Raw genomic sequence first — 19,661 nt, 5'->3', positions numbered from 1 at the left:
CGCTTTGGCTTGAGGAAGAAAATAAAGGAAATGTCTCTTTCACGAGTTTCTTAGAAGCGTTACAGTATTCTTCTAGTGAAGTGAGTAAAACAATTGATTTTTTTGCGAGTGAGCTGAGGAAAACTTCAATTAGTATTGACGGTGATGCAAAAGAGCTATTTATAATGCCATCAGCATTATCCCTAGAATCTATTATGGATATGCCGGTTACACCTGAAAATATATCTAAAAATATCGAAAACCCTTATATTCTTAGCGACTATATCAGAGAGCTTGGCATCAAGCTTAATGTTGATCTTATACTAATTGACTTAAGAGCTGGCTTGAGCGAGCTTTCGAGTCCAATAATTTTCGATCCTCGAATTGAGCATATCTTCGTTACAACGATTGCCAAACAATCCATAGTGGGAATAAGTGAAATTCTAAAAAGAATACATATATCTCACCGTAAGCTCGAAGATAATAACAGGGAGGAAACCAAGCCAACTGTTATTATAAGCATGTTAACAAGTATGTTAAGAGAACTTCCTGCCTATACAGAAGCCATTGAGTCAATAAATAAATCCTACCCTCCTTTTGAAAAGGATAATGACGATCTGGTAACCCAAGGAATAGAATGTCTAGAATTTGACTTTAATGAAGAATTAATGAGCATATCAAATATCAAGCAATCTATATCTTTATTAAAAAAATCAAGTATATATGATACAGCCTTGTTGTGGTCTGCTTCACTTAAAGAAACAATAGAGTCACTGCCTATAGTAAGTGATACAGCGTCTGATAAAATAGAACTTCAGAGTCTTCTTGAAACTTGCGAATCTTTCCAGTTTGCCGAAAATACGAGCGAAGAAGACATGCTTGTAATTGACCCAATTCGAAATCTTGCAAAAAACTACTCAGATACTCTTCCAAACGTAGTTTCAATTGGTGCTAAAGGTGCTGGAAAAACCTTTACCTACCTGCAAGTATCTAAAGCTTTTACTTGGAATAAATTCTTAAAAAAGGTTAATAGTGATATTGACAGTTCGTTGGATGCAATAATATTCCCTTGGATTTCATCAACAAATTTACATGAGAGTGTAAGGGCTAATGTCTCTGCAAACAGAAAGTTATGCTTAGAATCTTTAGAAGCTAAAAACATTAGTAATTTAACTGATACAGTAAAGAAAATTAACGAGGCGTTAATTAATAATGATACTAACTGGGATTCATTTTGGATTGAGTTGTTATTGGAGGAATTTGAAAACTCCGGCTTATCATTGGAAATACTGAACAAGCGTTTATCAGAAAATAAAAAATCCTTTGTCATCTTAATCGATGGAATAGAAGATATATTTCACTCTCCAGAGAAAGAACCAAACCATAATGCAGCCATCAGAGCTTTATTGAATCTTCCTAATGCAATTTCTGAATTACACGACAGAAAAATTGGTTTTATTTGCTTTGCTCGAGCTGACTATGTTCAATCGACGATAAAACAAAATGTACCACAATATATATCCAAATATAAACAATTTAGACTTGAATGGACTCCAGATTCTTTCCTGCGTTTAGCTTATTGGATTAGTGCTAAATCTGGCATTATAAATGCAAATGAAAAAGAGGCTGAATCAAGCAACCTTAACTTCCTTCTAACTAATCTTGAGCGTTTATGGGGAAAAAAATTAGGTAGGGATAATTCTAAAGAAGCGAATTCTGCAAGATGGGTATTCGCAGCGTTATGCGATTTGAATGGCCGACTTCAAGCAAGAGACCTTGTAAGGTTTTTGAAATTTTCAGCAGATGTAATGCTCAAAGCACCTTCAAATGGAATTAAGGTTGAATTCTGGGCAGATAGAGTTCTTGCACCAGAAGCAATAAGACGTTCATTACAATTGTGCAGCCAAGAGAAAGTTGATGAGGCAGAAAAAGAAATTAAACCTTTAAAACAATGGATTGATGAACTTAAGAGCATAAAACCTGAATTAAAAAAAGTTCCTTTTAATCCTCTCGAAGTAGGCTTAGATCTCTCTTTACTTACTTCATTGAAGGAGTTAGGAGTAATATATGAAGATACAGACCAACCTATAGAAGATCGATTTTACTTACCAGAGATATACCGCTCGGGGTTACAATTCACCTCATCTGCTAGTGGTCGACCGAGAGTTCAAGCGCTTCTTAAGAGAAATTTAGGAGGTATACCTTTTTAATCTGTCATTTAGTCGAGGCGCGCAATGCTATCCCCGCCTCGCCTGCCCGCTTTATGTGTCGCATTTCATGCAGATGCATAGCGGGCTTGAGGCCGCGCCAGCACTGGGGCAAGGTAGGCTAAACACACGCATTTTACGCATGCAAAATCATGCACTCTATGCATGCACGCGCAGTTTGAGGCAGGCTAGCCAGAAAAAAGGCTGTTTTCGGGAGAGCGGTAGAAAGCAAAAAACCGCATCCTGGTGAAAGATGCGGGGATGGTTAATCAATGCAGGTGATTATTGTTACTGTAACGGTTTAACGTTCGGCGTTCCGGCGGGGGCGGTGCCGGAATAGTTTCCGGTGGCAAGGGCCGCTGAATAACATGCTCAATACTTTCCCGCGTTTTAAAGGTGCTGGAACAGTCGATATTCTGGCACTGGTAATACGCCTCTTTGGTCTGTTCGGTTAAATACCGGCTGGTGCGGGTATGTGAACCACTGCGGCAAAACGGACAACGCATCATGATTTAATCCCCCGTTCCTTAAATTTCTTGCGTTTTTCCGCTATTTCCGTTGCCAACTGCCAGCGTTTGACTGGGCTGTCGCGCAGCGCCGGTAATACCCCCGTTTCCTCGGGCTGTGCCAGTCCGATTTCACTCAGCACCGGGTGCTCAATGTTCTTTTGCGCCGTAGCCGTAATAACATGCGCAGTCAGCACCCCCAATACGCTCTGTTCAATCACGCTCATCGGGTTATCGTGGTAAACACTGTAGGCTTTCTTTGCCAATGAGCAGGCATTGATAACATCGGCACTCAGGAGCGCTTTCCCCAGGGCGTCCACGGCCTGGCTCATTGCGTGCTCGGCAAAGGCGTTCAACGCCTCTCGGTGCGCGTCGACCAGCTTGGGGGCCGTCGTTCCACAGCAAAGGTGGAGATACATTTTATCCACCTCCATTTCTTCTATCAGGCCGTCGAACTCTTTGGTCAGTTCCCGCTTGGAGATCCGGCTGTGGTGCTGCGCTTGCAACTCTGGGGTCATTTCCCCACGCAGTTTGCGGAACAGGGTACGCCACTGGCTTTCCGCTTCGAGACTTTCCACCTCGGTGTCTTTCTTCTGTTGATGGCAACGGGCGATACCTGTTACGACCTCCGTTAGCTCCTGGGCGTTTTTGTCGTGGGCGGCGCGGGCGTCACGCAGCGCTTGCAGCTTTTGGGTGATGGACTTGGGTAGCGTGGTACTCATTGTGGTGTCTCCGGCGTTCGTCAATGTGTCGCCATTCTGTTGATAACCGCACAACATCGCTATCAATGCCCGTTGGATCACCGGCAGGACAACACCCCGTGAAATCGCCCAGAAAACCACCACCGAGATTTTAGTTTTTATATAAACTATTCACTACTGTTCACTTTAGTAAAAAATAGAGTTAAATCAGTAAGTAAAGTAGTGAACAGTTACTGTAAAACTCATCACTCACTGTTCACTACTGTTCACTCTGCCCAAAATTGACCTTTTCCCTGGCTAGCCTTAAAAACCCTCTTTAATAATGTTTATTTATATTATTAATCCACACTTAACCACTTCTAGCGGTTAATGTTTTTGCCTCTGTTTACCTTTAAGTTGCCAATGTTTGCCAATTCTTTAATTTGATTGTTTTACAATCAGTTATAGCTCTCCACCACACAACAAGCCCTTGTTGCCATCATGAAAAATATTCACATAATAGGGCGCTACCACACGAGTCCACACAGTCCCGGTGAGTCACCACCGGATACAAACGAGGTAGCATAACCATGCTTGCAGTTGCCACACCGTCCCGTTCTACCCCCGCGCCAACCCTGACCGATCCCACGTCCCGCGATCGCTTTATGCGCCTGCCTGAGGTGCTCTATACCACCGGCCTTTCCCGCTCCACCGTGTATGAAATGATTGGACGTTCACAGTTCCCCAGCCAGATTTCCCTGGGCGGTAAGAATGTTGCCTGGCTTGAGTCTGAGGTTGAAGAATGGATGGCTGAACGTATCGCCAACCGTCACCCGGAGGCCGCTGTATGATGCTCCTGACGCTCGGCCAACAAACCTTCAGCCTGGATCACAGCGATGCCCTGTTTGTGGCAGAAGCTATCCTGATGCTACGCAAGAACCCTAAAATGGCCTTGTCTGAACGCCACAGCGCCCAGCATGGCGTGATTGCCCTTACTTGCCAGGGGCCATCGATTTACCACCGGCCCCAAGTGCGCCATGTACCGCTTTCCAACGCTGCCGACAGCTACAAAACCTCCGTTTTAACAGACTGTTGATCACTATGCGATCGATTGAACATCCGTATGCGTTTTCCGGCTTGCCCTGGCGGCAAGCCCTACGTTATAGTCCTTGCGCTGTCGCAAAATCGACAGCCGGGCGTGGAAACCCGAGCTTAATCTTGGCGACAACAGAACACGCGCCATGCGTGTTTTTTTATGTCGTGGCCTTAGTGCACTCATTTTTTGCACAGTGGTTTTTATGCTACTGTGGCTATCAAACAATGGTGGCTCAGGCGGGGCTGACTTTTGTCAGGCCGGTTCCCAAGGTTGCCGGTATTTCCACCCCCGTCTGGGCTACCACCCATAAGCGTGGAAACTTCGGTGGTAGCGGTAATTCGTTAACCTTGGAGGCTGCCCCTATGGCTACTACCCTCACCCCGTCACACCCGCAATTTATCTTCCTGTTTGCTGCCGTGCGCCGCAACACCACCACATTACAGCCCTGCATGCTGCGCACCGTCGCCACCTGTGAACACGCCGCCCGCCGCGCCCTGGTACGTGATTACGTGCTGTCGTTCGCGGGCCGTCTGCCTGTCGCGGAGGTGGCATGAATACCCTGGCCGCCCGTTTCTATAGCGATACCCACTACCCGATCCCGCACGCCGATTTCCTGCGCTTGCAGCATGCGCACTCTGTCGGGGTGTTGTTCCTCGATATGCTCGATCAGATGAACTGCTGCGGCCAACGCCCGGACAGCTTCCAGCAAGGCGCACTGGCTTCTGTGGTGGCGGTACTGACCGACCAACTCGGACAGGTGGTCACCACCTGCGAATCCCATATCAATCACAACCTGGAGGCGACCGCCGCATGAACACACTCAATCAATCCTGCCTGCCTATTGAAGTGCGTACAGCGGTATATCGCCGTGCCGTGGCACAAGCCTATCTCGACACCTGTGCCTTTTATGGACTTAGCCTCGGTTACTCGCTGGATGAATTGCAAATGACCATCGCCATGCAGTTGGAAGGCTACTTTGTTGGTCAGCATGGCCCGGAAGAGGGCATGGACATGGCGTGTGCCATGTTGGGGGATATGGTGCAGCCGGATATCCTGGTCGCTCCTCCCCGCCTGACGCCGTTAGGGCAAAAGATGATGGACGAACTGTGCTGTGACCAGCTCGCCGCCACCGCTAATACGACCGTGCATTAAGGAGGCGACGATGACGCTATTAAACGTTTCACAGACCTCACGTGCAGCAACCGGCCAATGGCCGGTATTACTTCCTGCCCTGGGCATTCACATCACCGCCGGGGGCCGGGCGCAGCCTTGCCCGGTATGCGGCGGTAAAGACCGTTTTCGCTTTGATAACCAGCAAGGACGTGGAACCTGGTTCTGCAACCAGTGCGGCGGCGGGGATGGTCTGTCACTGGTCGAAAAGGCGCTGGCGGTGACCACCAAAGAGGCCGCCAGCAAGGTGGCCGGGGTATTGGGCAACACCTCATACGCCCCGTTACCGGTGCCGGATAGCCAACAGGAGAAAACCCAGGCCCGGCAGCAAGCCGCCGAACAGGCCCGCCAACTGTTGGCCGCTGCCGTCCCCCAGGCAGGCAATGCCTACCTGAGCCGCAAAGGCTGGCCGGATGTGGACACCTTGACCTTACAGGGTAAGCCCCTGCGCGTGGGGGGTATCACCTACCAACCCGGTGACCTGCTGTTACCGCTGACCAATGCCGCCGGGGAGGTGGTTAACGTCCAGTTGATCAACACCGCAGGCGACAAGCGCACCCTGGCCGGGGGACAGGTCAAAGACGCCTGCCATTCTCTGGCCGGGCCGGATCACGCGGTGATCTGGTTAACGGAAGGCTACGCCACCGGGCTGACCGTGCATCAACTGACCGGGGAAAGCGTCTGTATTGCGCTCAGTGCCAATAACCTGCCCGCCCTGGCGCAACAGTTGCGCGCACAATACCCGGATGCATTGCTACTGCTGGCCGCCGACAATGACGAGAACGGCACCGGCCAGACACGCGCCACCGAGGCCGCCCAACTGACCGGCGCTACACTGGCATTACCGCCCGTGGTCGGTGATTGGAACGATCTCTATCAGCAACAGGGCAAACTCCCTACCCTGGCACAGTTGCAGGCGTTTAACCCACCGCAGCACCCTAGCCCGTTCGACACCCTCAGCGATGCCGACCTGAAAGCCATGAGCGCCAGTGAGAAAGCCGCACTGCTGGCCGAACACTACCAACACTTGCTGGCGGTGCCGCCGGTGGGGGAAGATTTATGCCGCTACGAGAACGGCGCATGGCAGGTATTGCCTTACCGGGTACTCAGCCGGGAAATTGCCGCCCTGTTCCAGAAAATCCGCGCCCCGTTCTCTGCCTCCGGGATCGGCAGCGTCCTGGATACGCTTAAACTGATGGTGCCGCAGATGGGCACCCCGGCCCGCCAGTTGATTGGCTTTCGTAATGGGGTATTTGATACCGTCACCGGCCAGTTTAGCACCCACCAGAAAACCCACTGGCTGCGCACCGTGAACAGCGTGGATTACACGCCATCCAAGGCCGGGGAAAATCTGGCCGACCACGCGCCGCACTTCTGGCGCTGGCTGACGCGGGCCGCCGGGCAACAACCCGACAAACGGGAACGTATCCTCGCGGCGCTCTTTATGGTGCTGGCCAACCGCTATGACTGGCAGATGTTCCTGGAAGTGACCGGGCCAGGTGGCAGCGGTAAAAGCGTGATGGCCTCGATCGCCAGCCTGCTGGCGGGGAAAGACAACACCACCTCGGCCTCTATCGATACGCTCGAATCCTCGCGGGATCGGGCCTCGGTGGTCGGGTTCTCGCTGATTATCCTGCCTGACCAGGAGAAATGGAGCGGTGACGGGGCAGGCATCAAGGCGATCACCGGCGGTGATGCCGTCGCCATCGACCCGAAATACCGTGACGGCTACTCCACCCATATTCCAGCGGTGATCCTGGCGGTGAACAACAACCCGATGCAATTCAGTGACCGCAGCGGTGGCGTATCCCGTCGCCGGGTGATCCTGCCGTTCCCCGAGGTGATACCGACCCATGAACGCGATCCGCAGCTCCTGACCAAAATTACCGGCGAACTGGCGGTGATTGTACGCCACCTGATGCAACGCTTTGCCAACCCGAACGATGCCCGCGATCTGCTCCAGGCGCAGCAACACTCGGATGAAGCCTTGGAAATCAAACGCAGTGCTGATCCGCTGGTTGATTTTTGTGGCTACCTGCTGGAAGAGAGTGAACCCCACGGCCTGTATATGGGAAACGCCAATATTGTGCCCGCCAACCCGCGTAAATATCTGTATCACGCTTACCTGTCTTATATGGAGGCGCGAGGGCACAAATACCCGTTGAATCTGACGGCATTCGGACGAGCCATCCCGCAGACCTTGCGCGAATACGAGATCACCTTGCTTAAGCGCAAGACCAACCTGGTACTGAGTGAGGATTGCGAGGCCGATTGGCTACCCAAGTGTGAAGCCCACTGAGTGAACGCGGTCACGATCGTTTTCACCGATCAATACGCAGCTATTGATCTGCCGAACCCATTGGACGCTGCCGCAATGAGGCATTTATAGTCCCTTGTATAAACCGCATACAGTCCAACACCAGGGAAAATGTAGCGGTGACTCTTCGGCCCGCTTACGGGCCTTTAGCTACCCCCTTTCATTACAACGGCAAAACCGGCTCCGGCCGGTTTTTTTGTGCTTGCCGATCGCCACTGTTCACGCTGGAGTGAACAGTTGTGCACAGTTCTCGGATAACTCATCACCACTTAATATAATGATTTATATAGATAAAATGCAAAAAGTGAACAGTGTGACCAGTTTTTCCATAAATCTTTTTTTGTGGCAACGTTCCGGCTGGCTTTGTGTTTACAGATCGGGACTGTTCACACTGGAGTGAAGAGTTGTGCACAGTTCCCGGAAAACTCATCACCCTTTAATGCAATGATTTATATAGATAAAATTCAAAAGTGAACAGTGTGACCAGTTTTTCTATAAATCTTTTTTTCTTGGCAGCTTTGCCGTAACTTACTACTAATAACCATCCCCAAGGATTGATGATGACAGCACAAATACCAAGCACAGTTTTTACTGTCTGTGTCTCTATGACTGACTGGACATGTTGCCCTGACGAGCACGGCTCTCTCTTCCCCAATGCAGATTTAAAAACAGCGCTGGAGGCCATGTACATCAGTCTTAATCTCTGTGACCTATGCGATTACTATTTTGACGAGATTGCGGTAGGGACTGGCGATATCCTGGTATTCACATCATCCAGATTTACAGAAACCTACTTCATCGCTGACCTGTATCGAGAGATGACCGACCAACTAGACATTGTCACCTTTTATATAAGTTGCCCTCACCACGAAGTTTTTGAGCAGGTAAAACCTTACCTACAGCGCTTCTTCGATCAGGCTAACTATCAATTTGCCTACGAAGAAAACAGCGCATCAATGACCGTCGGTGGCATTATTGAAAGCCAATCGGGCGATACCTACTGCGTGATAGAAGAAACGGGTTACCAACAAAAAGTTATTTTTCAATTCGAGAATTTTGCTAATTAAATGATGTGACTCAGCATGGGTGGAACCATCAACGACACCAGGTAGACCCGGCTACAAGAACGAAAAAAACCGCAATTTACGTTGCTGGCTTTTTTGTGTCTTTGGCAAGGCAAGCACTGGCCACTTTACCTGCTAACCAACCATAGCGATCTCAAACCTCACCTGCTAATTTTAAACTCCCACTCAACCATCGAGCAAATACGCATGACCAACAAGTTTTCCGGCGGCTGCCTGTGCGGAGCCATACGCTTTAAGGCAACCAGCCCAGCAAATCCACACACCTGCTCATGCGATATTTGCCAAAAGCATACCGGTGCCCAATCCGCCGTATGGATTGAGTTTTCGGCCTCCAATGTGCAATGAATCGGGGAAGGTGGCAAACCCGCAACCTACCGCTCCTCACCAGCCTCAAGCCGAGCCTTTTGCCCACGGTGTGGCAGTTCCATTGGAGCCATAGATGACGGCCCCATAATCGCATTACTGAGTGGAGTATTTGATAATCCAAACGATCCTGCGCTGACACCGGAGTATCATTCGTTTGAAGATATGAAACCCGAGTGGTGGCAGAAACTGTTTCCTGATAGCCTGACCTGCTCTCCGTTGATTCGCACACCTTGATGGTTTTAACGTCCGCTTGCTTTTGGCACGAAGCGGCCCATGAAGAACCGCTACGATGACAGACAAATGCTCCAATTGAGTTATTGTCATTCAAACCGCTATTCGTATTGTCGGTCTTCTTGTTGTTCTCGAATTCTTTGATGTTCAACCGAAAGGGGCAGCTTTTTACATATCTTTTTGGCTGCGTCTGAAATATTGCTTCGTTCGTGTTTGATAAGTTCGCCCAAGATGCCAGCTCTGTTTTGTTAGTGTTTATCACGTACGGTGACCAACATCCCCCTACAGCCCCTTAGTCAGAGGGAGCTGATGCAAAGCCAAAATCAGGTGAAACGGTTACCCGCGGCCTCATGCCCAACTTAACGTGTTTTTCGCCGCCTAAATCCCTAGTCTTGATGTGTATTTAATGCGTTTTTTCCCCATGGGTTAAGCAGTAAATTTTTATCGCATAATAAATAATTTTCATTATCATTGCGCTTTCGCAGTCAACATTCATTCCGTTAAGAGTTGTGTTAAATGAAAAAGGTCATCTGTGCGTTAGGAATGGTGCTCGCCTCGGCCAGCTCTGCTTTGGCAACCACGTATCCTCTAACGATTGAGAATTGTGGGTATAAAGAGACGTTTACCAAAGCCCCCGAGCGCGTCGTCGCACTGGGACAAAATACCGTCGAAATTCTGCTGCTATTGGGGTTGCAGGACAAGATAGTCGCCAGTGCGTTTTGGCCAACCAAAGTGCTGCCGCAACTAGCTGAACAGAATGAAAAAATCAAAACGCTGACGGTAGAAATACCGACGTTGGAATCTATTCTTGCGCAAAACCCTGATTTTGTTCCCGCACAACTGCCTTTGCTGCTCGGCCCAGAAAGTAAAGTCGCCAAGCGCGAAGATCTCGCCACCGTTGGCGTGAATAGCTACATGTCTCCTGGCATGTGCGCAACCAAAAAAGACATTGGCGATATGTACGGTAGCCGCCAAAAACTGTGGGACATGACATTCCTTTATCAAGAGATTGCAGACTTTGCCAAAATCTTCAACGTCGAAGATCGCGGCCAGGCGCTAATTGCCGATTTTAAACAACGCGAAGCAGACCTTCGCCGAGAGTTCGGAAAAAACAACCAAGACCTTTCGTTTGTCTTCTGGTTCTCTAGCTCTTCCCCCTCCTCTGATGCCTATGTCGGCGGCAAGAACAGCGCTTCCGGTTTTATCGCTAATCTGTTAGGCGGCCATAACGCCATCACCTCAGAGACTGAGTGGCCAACCGTCGGTTGGGAAAGCATCATTGCCGCTAACCCCAATGTGATAGTAGTTTCAAGCCTTGACCGAAATCGCTGGGCGCTCGATAACGCAGAAGAAAAGATTAAATTTCTCAAAACCGATCCTGCGGTTAGTCAATTAGACGCGGTGAAAAAAGGCCACATCGTCGTGATGGATGGTCAGGCAATGAACCCAACGATTCGCACCATCTATGGTGCAGAACAAGTTGGCGAACAGCTCAGAAATCTTGGGCTAGATAAATGACAGTAGTGTCACAGCCGATGAAACAGACGTTTCTGCTAGCCGCGTCGAGTGTTTTTTCAGTGGTGTTGTTATTCCTGGTGATCGCGATTGGCGTTAGCGTAGGTGAGCTTTCTATCCCGCTGCGAAGCGTGTTCTATGCCATAAGCAATAAACTCGGACTGACAGAGGTACCCCTTAGCCGCATTTACGAAAGTGTGATTTGGGACTTTCGCCTGAGCCGTGCGCTTGTCGCGGCCTGCTGCGGTGCCGGGTTGGCAATATGCGGTGCAGTGCTGCAAAGCCTGCTGAAGAATGCTCTGGCAGAACCTTACGTGCTTGGCGTTTCTGCTGGCGCTTCAACCGGCGCGGTTTCAGTGGTCGTTTTGGGTATCGGCACCGGTGCCGTGTCGCTCTCCGCCGGGGCATTTGCAGGGGCATTTGCCGCCTTTGCCTTTGTCGCCTTTTTGACCAATGGCGCACGCGGTGGCAATGAGCGCACCATTCTGGCGGGCGTTGCTGCGTCTCAACTCTTCAACGCGATTACTGCTTACACCATCAGCACATCCGCTAGCGCGCAGCAGGCGCGTGACGTGATGTTTTGGTTGCTGGGCAGTTTCAGCGGCGTGAGATGGCCTGAGTTTCAACTGGCGCTGGTCGTCGTACTGGTAGGGCTTGCGGTATGCCTTTACTATTCTCGAGCGTTGGATGCTTTTACTTTTGGCGATGATGCAGCCGCCTCGCTGGGCATTGCCGTGCCCTGGGTTCGCCTGATCCTGTTCACCATCACTGCGCTGATCACAGCAACCATCGTCAGCATGGCAGGTTCTATCGGCTTTGTGGGCTTGGTCGTTCCGCACGTCATGCGCTTCTTCTTTGGGCCATTGCATCGCAGGTTACTTATCACCTGCGCATTGGCAGGTGCCATCTTGATGGTGCTGGCCGATATAGCTTCGCGCTTATTGATAGCCCCGCAAAGTCTTCCGGTCGGCGTGGTCACCGCGCTGGTTGGCGTGCCATTCTTTGCCGTTATCATCTACCGCTCAAGGAATAAGTGATGAGTATCGCCGCTGAAAATATTACCTGGAGTGTGGGTAAAAAAACCATCGTCAACAACATCTCGCTGAGCGTTTCGAGTGGAGAAACCGTCGGACTACTGGGCCCTAACGGCTGCGGAAAGTCATCACTGTTGCGGATCCTCGCTGGATTACGACGCCCCCACTCAGGTACTGTCACGCTGGACGGGCAAAATATCGCCCAGATAACCAAAAAGCAGTTGGCACGCCGGGTAGCTTTTGTAGAGCAGCACGGCATGACCGAGGCCAATATGCGCGTTGCCGACGTGGTCAAACTGGGGCGTATTCCCCATCACTCCCCGTTTTCTAACTGGAGTACGCAGGATGACGATACTGTCACCGCCGCGCTCCAGCGTGTCGATATGCTTAGCAAAAGTGAACAGGGGTGGCAGAGTTTATCGGGTGGCGAACGCCAGCGTGTTCACATTGCACGAGCTCTCGCACAATCGCCGACGGAGATCCTCCTGGATGAGCCGACCAACCATCTGGATATCCGCCATCAGATACAGTTGATGAAACTCGTCAGCGAACTGCCAGTGACCAGCATTGTGGCTATTCATGACCTCAACCACGCCTCCATGTTCTGCGACTCGTTGATTGTGATGCAACAGGGCCAGATCGTCGCCGCAGGTAGCCCGCAGGAGATCCTCACAGAGTCACTGCTTTGGGATGTATTCAAGGTAGAGACAAAGATTGAAATCTCTCCCTTCCACGGAAAAAAACATATCCACTACATCGCTTAAGACCAGGTCACTAGCATGTCTTTGCCAATTTTGCGCTCAGTAACTCAGGTCTGGCCGCCTGTATTACTGGGCAGCCAGTTTGTTTTTAACATTGGCTTTTACGCCGTAGTGCCGTTTCTGGCCGTGTTTTTACGCGACGATATGATGCTGTCCGGTGGACTCATCGGGCTGATATTAGGTTTGCGAACGTTTTCTCAGCAAGGCATGTTTATCGTTGGCGGCGCGTTGTCCGATCGCTACGGTGCACGTATCATTATCCTCTGCGGCTGTATGATCCGTGTGGCGGGCTATCTGCTACTGGCACTTGGGCAGTCACTATGTCCGATTATCATTGGCGCCTGTCTTACAGGCATTGGCGGTGCCCTGTTCTCTCCGTCAATCGAAGCGTTACTGGCAAAGGCTGGAACGCAAAGCGAATTACAGGGCAAACGCAGCCGGGCGGAATGGTTTGCGTTATTTGCGGTTTGTGGAGAGCTGGGGGCAGTTCTGGGGCCGGTGGCAGGGGCTTTGTTGACAGGGTTGGGTTTTCGTCAGGTGGCTCTGGCGGGGGCTGGTGTCTTCGTCGTCGCACTGGTGGTGTTGTTTTTCTGCCTTCCCGCTGCGAATGTCAGGAAACAGACACTAAACATCCTTCCGTGGTGGACGACATTCCGTAAACCACGGTTTGTCGCCTTTATTATCGCCTATAGCTCATGGCTGTTAAGCTATAACCAGTTATATTTTGCGCTGCCTGTGGAGATCCAACGTGCTGGCGGCAGTGAAAAAGATCTTGGCCCGTTGTTTGTGCTGGCATCGCTACTCATTATTGCCCTACAGCTACCGCTTGCACGCTTTGCTCGCCACATCGGAGCTGCGCGCATCCTGCCCATGGGTTTTCTGCTTATTTCCGTCTCGTTTCTCAGCGTCGCGCTGTTTGCTGCCACGCCTCCGCCAGAAAACGGATACCGGCTTTTGCCTGCCGCCTGTTTTGTGACGTTACTGACCCTGGGGCAAATGCTGCTGGTGCCTTCAGTGAAAGATTTGATCCCATGGTTTGCTAACGAATCGACGCTGGGCGCACACTATGGTGCACTTGCCTCATCCGGAGGATGTGCGGTATTAGCGGGAAATTTCTTTCTCGGCAACCAACTTGACGCCGCATTGGTCCCTTCCCATGAGGCCATTTTCCCCTGGCTACAACTGGCATTTTTCCCATTTTGCAGCGCGATAGCAATGGTTGTGATTTGTCGACCTATGCGAAAATAGTCTGCACAACATTCATCCGATCTTGGGATCGTCGTGACACTAACTTAAGGAAGATACTATGGTGATTTACAGTTTTTTCGTGAAGGGCGAGCAGATTGTGGTACTGGATAACTCTGTACCTGATTTCACAGACAATCAGAAACACCTGTTAGATAAAGGCTATGCCAAGCAATTTGAAGAGTTGCAATCCACTTCCCCGCAAGCGGCCCTTGCCAGATTTAAAGACATCAGGGGTGAGGAATACAAAACAGCGCATGCCTTTACTACTGGGGGCGTGTTTACCTCACTGATTGGTGCCTTATTGCCGAAAGGCTGAAGGCACAGCTTGCTGGGGGTTCAGGCGACTGACTTATGCCCCCACTCATCTATCAAAGACTGTCCCAGTCCGGCAGCTTGTTTACTCGCTTTCGCCAATAGTGATATAGCGCCATCATCAAGCCAAACAGTCCACCAGCCAACAAGCTTGTCTGCAGCGCCATCAATACGCTGTAGCATTCGCTTTTCCAAGTCGTAAACCACATAAACAGGCCCCACACAGAGCCAAAAAAGCCACCGAAGCAAAGCACATTCAACCAGAACGGCATAAACGGTGGCGGTGGCATCTGGACGCCAAACTTCCACAGCAGGCGCAGGAGCGGTGGAGCATAATTGCTACGCCACATTTTTTTCTCTGCCATCAACGCTAATGCTCGTTCTTTTTTTTCATCAAACGTCATAGTTGAGTCCCTTCACTAGCAACAAGTCTATTTTTTATCAGATCGAGCATAGTTTGAGAACTGCCAGTTAAGAGCTTTTCATCGTTTAGATCCTCGCCCTATAGTGGGCCAGAGATGGTTCTATCATTACCTCAGCTATAGATGTGATGCGATTCGCATCGCCGGTGCAGGACTAGCCATATCATTGGCGTTTGAGCACAGAAAGGATAGCCGAGATGGATCCACTACATGCAATCACCCTGACGATCGGCCTGTTTGTATTAACGTTTTTCAACCCCGGCGCCAACCTGTTCGTCGTGGTGCAGACCAGCCTGGCCTCCGGTAGCCGTGCAGGCATGCTCACCGGGCTTGGCGTAGCGCTGGGTGACGCCGTTTATTCCGGGCTTGGCCTGTTTGGCATGGCAACGTTGATCACCCAATGCGAGGGGATCTTCTCATTCATCAAGATCGTCGGCGGGTTATATCTTCTATGGTTTGCCTATAAGAGTATCAATAAGCAGGCAACGCCACACTCCCCTGCGCTGCAACAACCACTCAGTGCGCCTTGGTATATCTTCTTCCGCCGGGGCCTGATCACCGATCTCTCTAATCCGCAGACGGTGCTGTTTTTCATCAGTATCTTCTCCGTAACCCTGAGCCCCAATACACCCACCTGGGCCAAACTGAGTGCCTGGCTGGGAATAGTGCTCAGTTCGGTTATCTGGCGCGTTTTTCTCAGCCAGGCATTCTCCTTGCCAGCGGTACGGCGCACCTATGCCAGCATGCAACGGATAGCCAGCCGAGCGATCGGTGTGGTGATCGGGGCTTTCGCCATTAAGCTGATTTACGAAGGCCTCACGCGCCGCTCCCTATAGCCGCTATATATCCAATGGTGTGAGTGAGATCAAGTTTGGGCCTTTGCCTGCCGCTTGAAAAAACACGTGCATTTTCCCGTTAATTACTTTAGTGTTTACTAAATTTAGAAAATACTAAAGTAATTAATGACTGACGAAAACGCCTCGCTGCTTGCCAGCGCCAATGCCGCCGCGACGTTGCTCAAAGCCATGAGCAACCCCCGCCGCCTGTTGATCTTTTGTATGCTGGTTGATGCTCCAGGCACCAGTGCCGGCGAGTTAGCACTAGCTACCGGGCTTAGCCCATCAGCGACATCACAGCATCTGGCCAAGATGCGCGAGGAAGGGCTGATTGAAAGCACCCGCGATCGGCAGCGCATCAACTACTCGATTAAAAATAGCGCCGTGCAGCAGGTCATCAGCACGCTAAAAGCCATCTATTGCCCCTGAGGACACCATGAACATAGAAACGATAACTGCCCAGCAAGCGCAAAAATTTATCATGCAGGGAGCGCAGCTGCTGGATATTCGCGGAATGGATGAATATGCCCACGAGCATATTGCCCAAGCCAGCTTGCTGTCGCTGACTGATATTGAGAAAGGTGGGAAACCGCAGGCGGTTAACGAGGAGGATGTAGTGATTTTTCACTGTCAGTCTGGCCGCCGTACGGCAGAAAACGCAGCGCTATTGGCAGGGGCCGCAACACCTGCCAAGGTTTACCTGCTTGAAGGAGGTATCAACGGCTGGAAGCAACAGGGATTGCCTATCATGAAGGGTAAGAACCAGCCGCTTCCCATCATGCGACAGGTGCAGATTGCTACTGGCTCACTTATTCTGGCAGGGACAATCTTGGGGTATGTCATATCCCCCCTGTTCTTCCTGCTGTCCGGCTTTGTAGGTGCTGGGTTGCTATTTGCTGGCATCAGCGGATTTTGCGGAATGGCGACGCTGTTGGTCAAAATGCCTTGGAACCAGCCCAAATAGCGAGATGCTCAACCGTAGGGGCGCCGCTGCGCCCGTTTAACCGCTACGCCACTAGGCAAGACCCAACGAATAGACCCGTGACGACTCGCCCCACGGGTGATAACCAAGCCCATCAAAGCTGAAACCCAATTTCTCGTAATAACCCACATGATCGGTACACAGATGCAAACGGGTAAATCCCAGTTCGCTTGCGGCCTTGGCTACGTGGTTGACCAACAATGCGCCGCAACCTTGCCCACGATAATGCTCATCGACGTACAACGCACATAGCCACGGATACAGTTCCATGCGGCTGATAAAGTCATTGGTAATCAGACCCGCGCAACCCACAACGGTTTCCCCATCCAGCAACAAATACCACTGCGGCAGCGGATTTACCGCGTCGATACAACGGGTTATCGAGTCTTGATACAGCATCATGGTCTCTGGCGATGCCCACTGTCGCTGGAAATAATCGATAGCCACATCGCGATAGGCTGGCTCCTGACGCACCGAAATAATTTTCACTCAGGCCCCTCTATGACAAAGTTTTACACTCATAAATACACACCTATACCCTTTGGATTTCAAGTTGCAGCTAGGCGACAAGCTTGGTCATCCCCAGGAACTTACTTTTGTAAGTGACTGGGGTGGACAAGTGCAGGTAACAACGCTGCAGCTTGAAAGACAGGGGGTAGAGGCCCTATTTTTGTTGGCAGTCTGTTTGCTGAACGAATACCATTAACGCGCCGCGCTGTTATGCGGTTTATTTAATACAGGAGACGTTATGTCGCAAAATATCTATGACAATCAAACCTTCTTCGACGGCTATGCGCAACTCAGCCGTTCAGTACAGGGTTTAGATGGTGCACCGGAATGGTCAACCATCCGCAGCATCCTGCCCGATTTACAGGGCAAAAAGGTGGTCGATCTTGGCTGTGGCTACGGTTGGTTCTGCCGCAGTGCTCGTGAGCAAGGTGCAGCCCAGGTACTGGGAATGGATCTTTCAGAGAAGATGTTGGGCAAGGCGAAAGAGATGACCGAAGATCCGGCTATTGAATACCGCCAGCAGGATCTGGAAGCTCTACAACTGCCAGCAGCCAGCTTTGATTTGGTTTACAGCTCGCTGACGCTGCACTATATCGAAGACCTCGGCAAGCTGTTCGCAACCGTTTATCAGGCATTGGTGAATGGTGGGGAGTTTATTTTTACCGCCGAGCACCCGATTTATACTGCGCCAAAGCATCAGGGTTGGTTAGTGGATGAGGCAGGGCAAAAATCCTGGCCGATCAATGGTTATCAGCAAGAAGGGCAACGTATTTCCAACTGGCTGGCAGAAGGAGTGATTAAGCAGCACCGTATGCTGGGCACCTATATCAATTTGCTGGTCCAGCAGGGATTCACCATCCGCTATCTGAACGAGTGGGGTCCTTCAGCTCAGCAGATTGCCGACAACCCGGCACTGGATGAAGAAAAAGAACGCCCGATGATCTTTATCCTGGCGGTACAAAAACCCGCTGCGTAATGGCTATTCGCTTTATTAAATATCGTTAAAACATCCAATATTGGGGAGGCTGCCTCCCCCCAATACTTTCCAAGCTTATTCACAACGAACGGTTCTGGGCAACCTCAGGACAACACCGTTTCACTGCCGGTACAACTTACTCGCTCGCCATTTCGCCTTCGTGGCTTTCAGGCTCTGGCTCGCTCTGAACTTCCTCAACCGGCGGCATCTCCAAGCGCAGATCGATCCAGCGCCCTTCAGGAATATCCATCGGCTCCCCGGCCACGATTGCTGCGGTATCAATATCAAAGCGGCGTTTGCTCACCTTGACCGTGATCGTGCCGTCTTCGGCCGCTTCGGTAGCGACGAAGCATAGGCGGTTACCGTTGACGTCTTGTGGGACTTCGATGTTCCAACCTTCCAGTGCGAAACCTAGCGAACCTGTCACTTTATATACGCCAACCGAGACTCGCTCAGCGGTAACGCCCGCAGCCTCGCCATTCACCGCAGCCAGCCCCGACAAGGTAAAGCCATCCAGGTATTCGTCGGGCATTTTCTCTGGGTTACTGGAGAGACGGGCGATGGGTGAGGCTTTTTTCAGGAAACCGTTGGCGTCTACGGTGGTGTTAAAATCTGTCCAAGTGCGCTTTTCAGATGCAATTGTGTAACCCGATGGCCTAGTTGGTCTCCATACTAAATCTACATCAGTTGTAACACCATTCATCGTTCCGGTTTCGACGTTGCCAATAAGAGAAACTCTTGGGCAATTGTATCCGTTTCCAGAAACCCACAACTCCCACATGGATGTATCAGAATTATATACAGCACCGCAATGAATATCATTAGCACTAGAATTAGCAGAGGTCGAACCTAATTTTATGTGATGAAGCCCATTAGCAGCAAGTGATGTAGTCGTTGCTCCTCTTGCACAGAAGTAAATATAGGAGATATCCATCCCCAATTCACCATACTGTCGACCTTGTGTCACCATGAACACCATTCCACGATTGCCAGTCGTAGTAATGCTTTGCTCCGCAATTTTGCAATAGCGCTCACCATTACCTGTAGATGGAATTAAAGGCGCAACAATTTGGGCAACAGACTCATCTGTTACAATTTTCTTCCAAGGGCTCCAATTTCCTAACGGCTCACGAATTCTCGTTTGAAGGTTTACTGCAGAGGTCCCTTGCTCCCATAGAAGCTGATATCTTGAACCGCCATCAAAACCTGAATTTATTCCGGCCCATGCAGCCGTACCAGGTGAATTTTTCGTACCACTAGGAATTCGTACAAACTGATTTGTGCCAACTGCATTTGGATCGCTAACCGTAGGCGCGGTTGTCCCACCAATACCATGATCACCAACTTTTAGGACTGCAGAGGTACCTGTCTTACCTGTCTCTTATACACATCTGACGCTGCCGACGATGCCAACTGGGTGTGGGGGGG

General features: G+C 50.5%; 22 protein-coding genes and 1 pseudogene. 18 read left to right on the top strand and 5 right to left on the bottom strand.

Annotated elements, in window-relative coordinates:
* Positions 1-2,189 (top strand): hypothetical protein (locus JHD74_RS23635; protein WP_199063638.1); only part of this gene is annotated, 2,189 nt, incomplete at its 5' end.
* Between the two features lie 266 nt (positions 2,190-2,455).
* Here JHD74_RS23635 and JHD74_RS23630 read toward each other — a convergent pair.
* Together JHD74_RS23630 and JHD74_RS23625 are read right to left on the bottom strand one after the other, a co-directional pair.
* Complete coding sequence (locus JHD74_RS23630; protein ID WP_199063637.1) at positions 2,456-2,695, bottom strand: ogr/Delta-like zinc finger family protein; 240 nt, start codon at positions 2,693-2,695, stop codon at positions 2,456-2,458.
* Complete coding sequence (locus JHD74_RS23625) at positions 2,692-3,414, bottom strand: NAD-dependent aldehyde dehydrogenase (protein ID WP_199063636.1); 723 nt, start codon at positions 3,412-3,414, stop codon at positions 2,692-2,694. Before JHD74_RS23625 ends, JHD74_RS23630 begins: the two co-directional genes overlap by 4 nt.
* A 548-nt stretch (positions 3,415-3,962) precedes the next feature.
* On the opposite strand from JHD74_RS23625, the gene JHD74_RS23620 reads away from it, so the two are divergent.
* From JHD74_RS23620 to JHD74_RS23565, 13 genes and pseudogenes are all read left to right on the top strand, one after another.
* Positions 3,963-4,223 (top strand): AlpA family transcriptional regulator, encoded by a 261-nt coding sequence (locus tag JHD74_RS23620; RefSeq protein WP_199063635.1) that lies wholly within the window; start codon positions 3,963-3,965, stop codon positions 4,221-4,223.
* Entirely contained in the window at positions 4,220-4,468 is a 249-nt protein-coding gene (locus JHD74_RS23615; protein WP_161739810.1) for a hypothetical protein, read from the top strand. The genes JHD74_RS23620 and JHD74_RS23615 overlap by 4 nt, the downstream gene beginning before the upstream one ends.
* A gap of 5 nt (positions 4,469-4,473) precedes the next feature.
* A complete protein-coding gene (locus JHD74_RS23610; RefSeq protein WP_199063634.1) occupies positions 4,474-5,022 on the top strand; it encodes a host cell division inhibitor Icd-like protein in 549 nt (182 codons plus the stop codon).
* Positions 5,019-5,282: a hypothetical protein gene (locus tag JHD74_RS23605; protein ID WP_199063633.1), complete on the top strand. Its 264-nt coding sequence runs from the start codon at positions 5,019-5,021 to the stop codon at positions 5,280-5,282. Before JHD74_RS23610 ends, JHD74_RS23605 begins: the two co-directional genes overlap by 4 nt.
* Positions 5,279-5,620, top strand: coding sequence for a DUF5375 family protein (locus JHD74_RS23600; protein ID WP_025119866.1), 342 nt, complete (start codon positions 5,279-5,281; stop codon positions 5,618-5,620). Before JHD74_RS23605 ends, JHD74_RS23600 begins: the two co-directional genes overlap by 4 nt.
* A 10-nt stretch (positions 5,621-5,630) precedes the next feature.
* Positions 5,631-7,937: a primase-helicase zinc-binding domain-containing protein gene (locus tag JHD74_RS23595; RefSeq protein ID WP_199063632.1), complete on the top strand. Its 2,307-nt coding sequence runs from the start codon at positions 5,631-5,633 to the stop codon at positions 7,935-7,937.
* A 575-nt stretch (positions 7,938-8,512) separates the two neighbouring features.
* On the top strand, positions 8,513-9,022 hold the full coding sequence (locus JHD74_RS23590; RefSeq protein WP_199063631.1) for a hypothetical protein: 510 nt from the start codon (positions 8,513-8,515) through the stop codon (positions 9,020-9,022).
* A gap of 204 nt (positions 9,023-9,226) precedes the next feature.
* Positions 9,227-9,640, top strand: a pseudogene (locus JHD74_RS26705) (GFA family protein).
* A 513-nt stretch (positions 9,641-10,153) separates the two neighbouring features.
* Positions 10,154-11,155, top strand: coding sequence for an ABC transporter substrate-binding protein (locus tag JHD74_RS23585; protein ID WP_094982617.1), 1,002 nt, complete (start codon positions 10,154-10,156; stop codon positions 11,153-11,155).
* A 17-nt stretch (positions 11,156-11,172) separates the two neighbouring features.
* Positions 11,173-12,189, top strand: a complete 1,017-nt coding sequence (locus tag JHD74_RS23580) for a FecCD family ABC transporter permease (protein ID WP_370592699.1) — start codon at positions 11,173-11,175, stop codon at positions 12,187-12,189.
* Positions 12,189-12,950 (top strand): ABC transporter ATP-binding protein, encoded by a 762-nt coding sequence (locus tag JHD74_RS23575; protein ID WP_199063629.1) that lies wholly within the window; start codon positions 12,189-12,191, stop codon positions 12,948-12,950. Before JHD74_RS23580 ends, JHD74_RS23575 begins: the two co-directional genes overlap by 1 nt.
* A gap of 15 nt (positions 12,951-12,965) precedes the next feature.
* Positions 12,966-14,195 (top strand): MFS transporter, encoded by a 1,230-nt coding sequence (locus JHD74_RS23570; protein ID WP_199063628.1) that lies wholly within the window; start codon positions 12,966-12,968, stop codon positions 14,193-14,195.
* A 58-nt stretch (positions 14,196-14,253) separates the two neighbouring features.
* Positions 14,254-14,511: a hypothetical protein gene (locus JHD74_RS23565; RefSeq protein WP_098929996.1), complete on the top strand. Its 258-nt coding sequence runs from the start codon at positions 14,254-14,256 to the stop codon at positions 14,509-14,511.
* A 52-nt stretch (positions 14,512-14,563) separates the two neighbouring features.
* On the opposite strand, the gene JHD74_RS23560 is transcribed toward JHD74_RS23565, so the two are convergent.
* Entirely contained in the window at positions 14,564-14,911 is a 348-nt protein-coding gene (locus tag JHD74_RS23560) for a DUF6404 family protein (protein ID WP_199063627.1), read from the bottom strand.
* Positions 14,912-15,126: 215 nt separating this feature from the next.
* Here JHD74_RS23560 and JHD74_RS23555 point away from each other — a divergent pair, with 215 nt between their 5' ends.
* The 3 genes from JHD74_RS23555 to JHD74_RS23545 all read left to right on the top strand — a co-directional run bounded on the left by JHD74_RS23555 (position 15,127) and on the right by JHD74_RS23545 (position 16,729).
* On the top strand, positions 15,127-15,765 hold the full coding sequence (locus JHD74_RS23555) for a LysE family transporter (protein WP_199063626.1): 639 nt from the start codon (positions 15,127-15,129) through the stop codon (positions 15,763-15,765).
* A gap of 126 nt (positions 15,766-15,891) precedes the next feature.
* Positions 15,892-16,194: a helix-turn-helix transcriptional regulator gene (locus JHD74_RS23550; protein ID WP_199063625.1), complete on the top strand. Its 303-nt coding sequence runs from the start codon at positions 15,892-15,894 to the stop codon at positions 16,192-16,194.
* A gap of 7 nt (positions 16,195-16,201) precedes the next feature.
* A complete protein-coding gene (locus JHD74_RS23545) occupies positions 16,202-16,729 on the top strand; it encodes a rhodanese family protein (RefSeq protein ID WP_199063624.1) in 528 nt (175 codons plus the stop codon).
* Positions 16,730-16,780: 51 nt separating this feature from the next.
* Here JHD74_RS23545 and JHD74_RS23540 read toward each other — a convergent pair whose 3' ends face one another.
* On the bottom strand, positions 16,781-17,236 hold the full coding sequence (locus JHD74_RS23540) for a GNAT family N-acetyltransferase (RefSeq protein WP_024530944.1): 456 nt from the start codon (positions 17,234-17,236) through the stop codon (positions 16,781-16,783).
* A 259-nt stretch (positions 17,237-17,495) separates the two neighbouring features.
* Between JHD74_RS23540 and JHD74_RS23535 the strand changes: the two genes are divergently transcribed.
* A complete protein-coding gene (locus JHD74_RS23535) occupies positions 17,496-18,233 on the top strand; it encodes a bifunctional 2-polyprenyl-6-hydroxyphenol methylase/3-demethylubiquinol 3-O-methyltransferase UbiG (protein ID WP_199063623.1) in 738 nt (245 codons plus the stop codon).
* 136 nt (positions 18,234-18,369) lie between these two features.
* Here JHD74_RS23535 and JHD74_RS23530 read toward each other — a convergent pair whose 3' ends face one another.
* The gene (locus JHD74_RS23530) at positions 18,370-18,765 is read right to left on the bottom strand and encodes a hypothetical protein (RefSeq protein ID WP_024530942.1); all 396 of its coding nucleotides are present in this window, start codon (positions 18,763-18,765) and stop codon (positions 18,370-18,372) included.
* Between the last annotated feature and the right edge of the window lie 896 nt (positions 18,766-19,661).

Origin of the sequence: Serratia sp. ASV30 (assembly GCF_016428815.1) — a bacterium.
GTDB classification, from domain to species: Bacteria; Pseudomonadota; Gammaproteobacteria; order Enterobacterales; family Enterobacteriaceae; genus Chania; species Chania fonticola_C.
The sequence above is the reverse complement of the archived record's forward strand: the minus strand, read 5'-3'. Positions and strand labels throughout refer to the sequence as shown.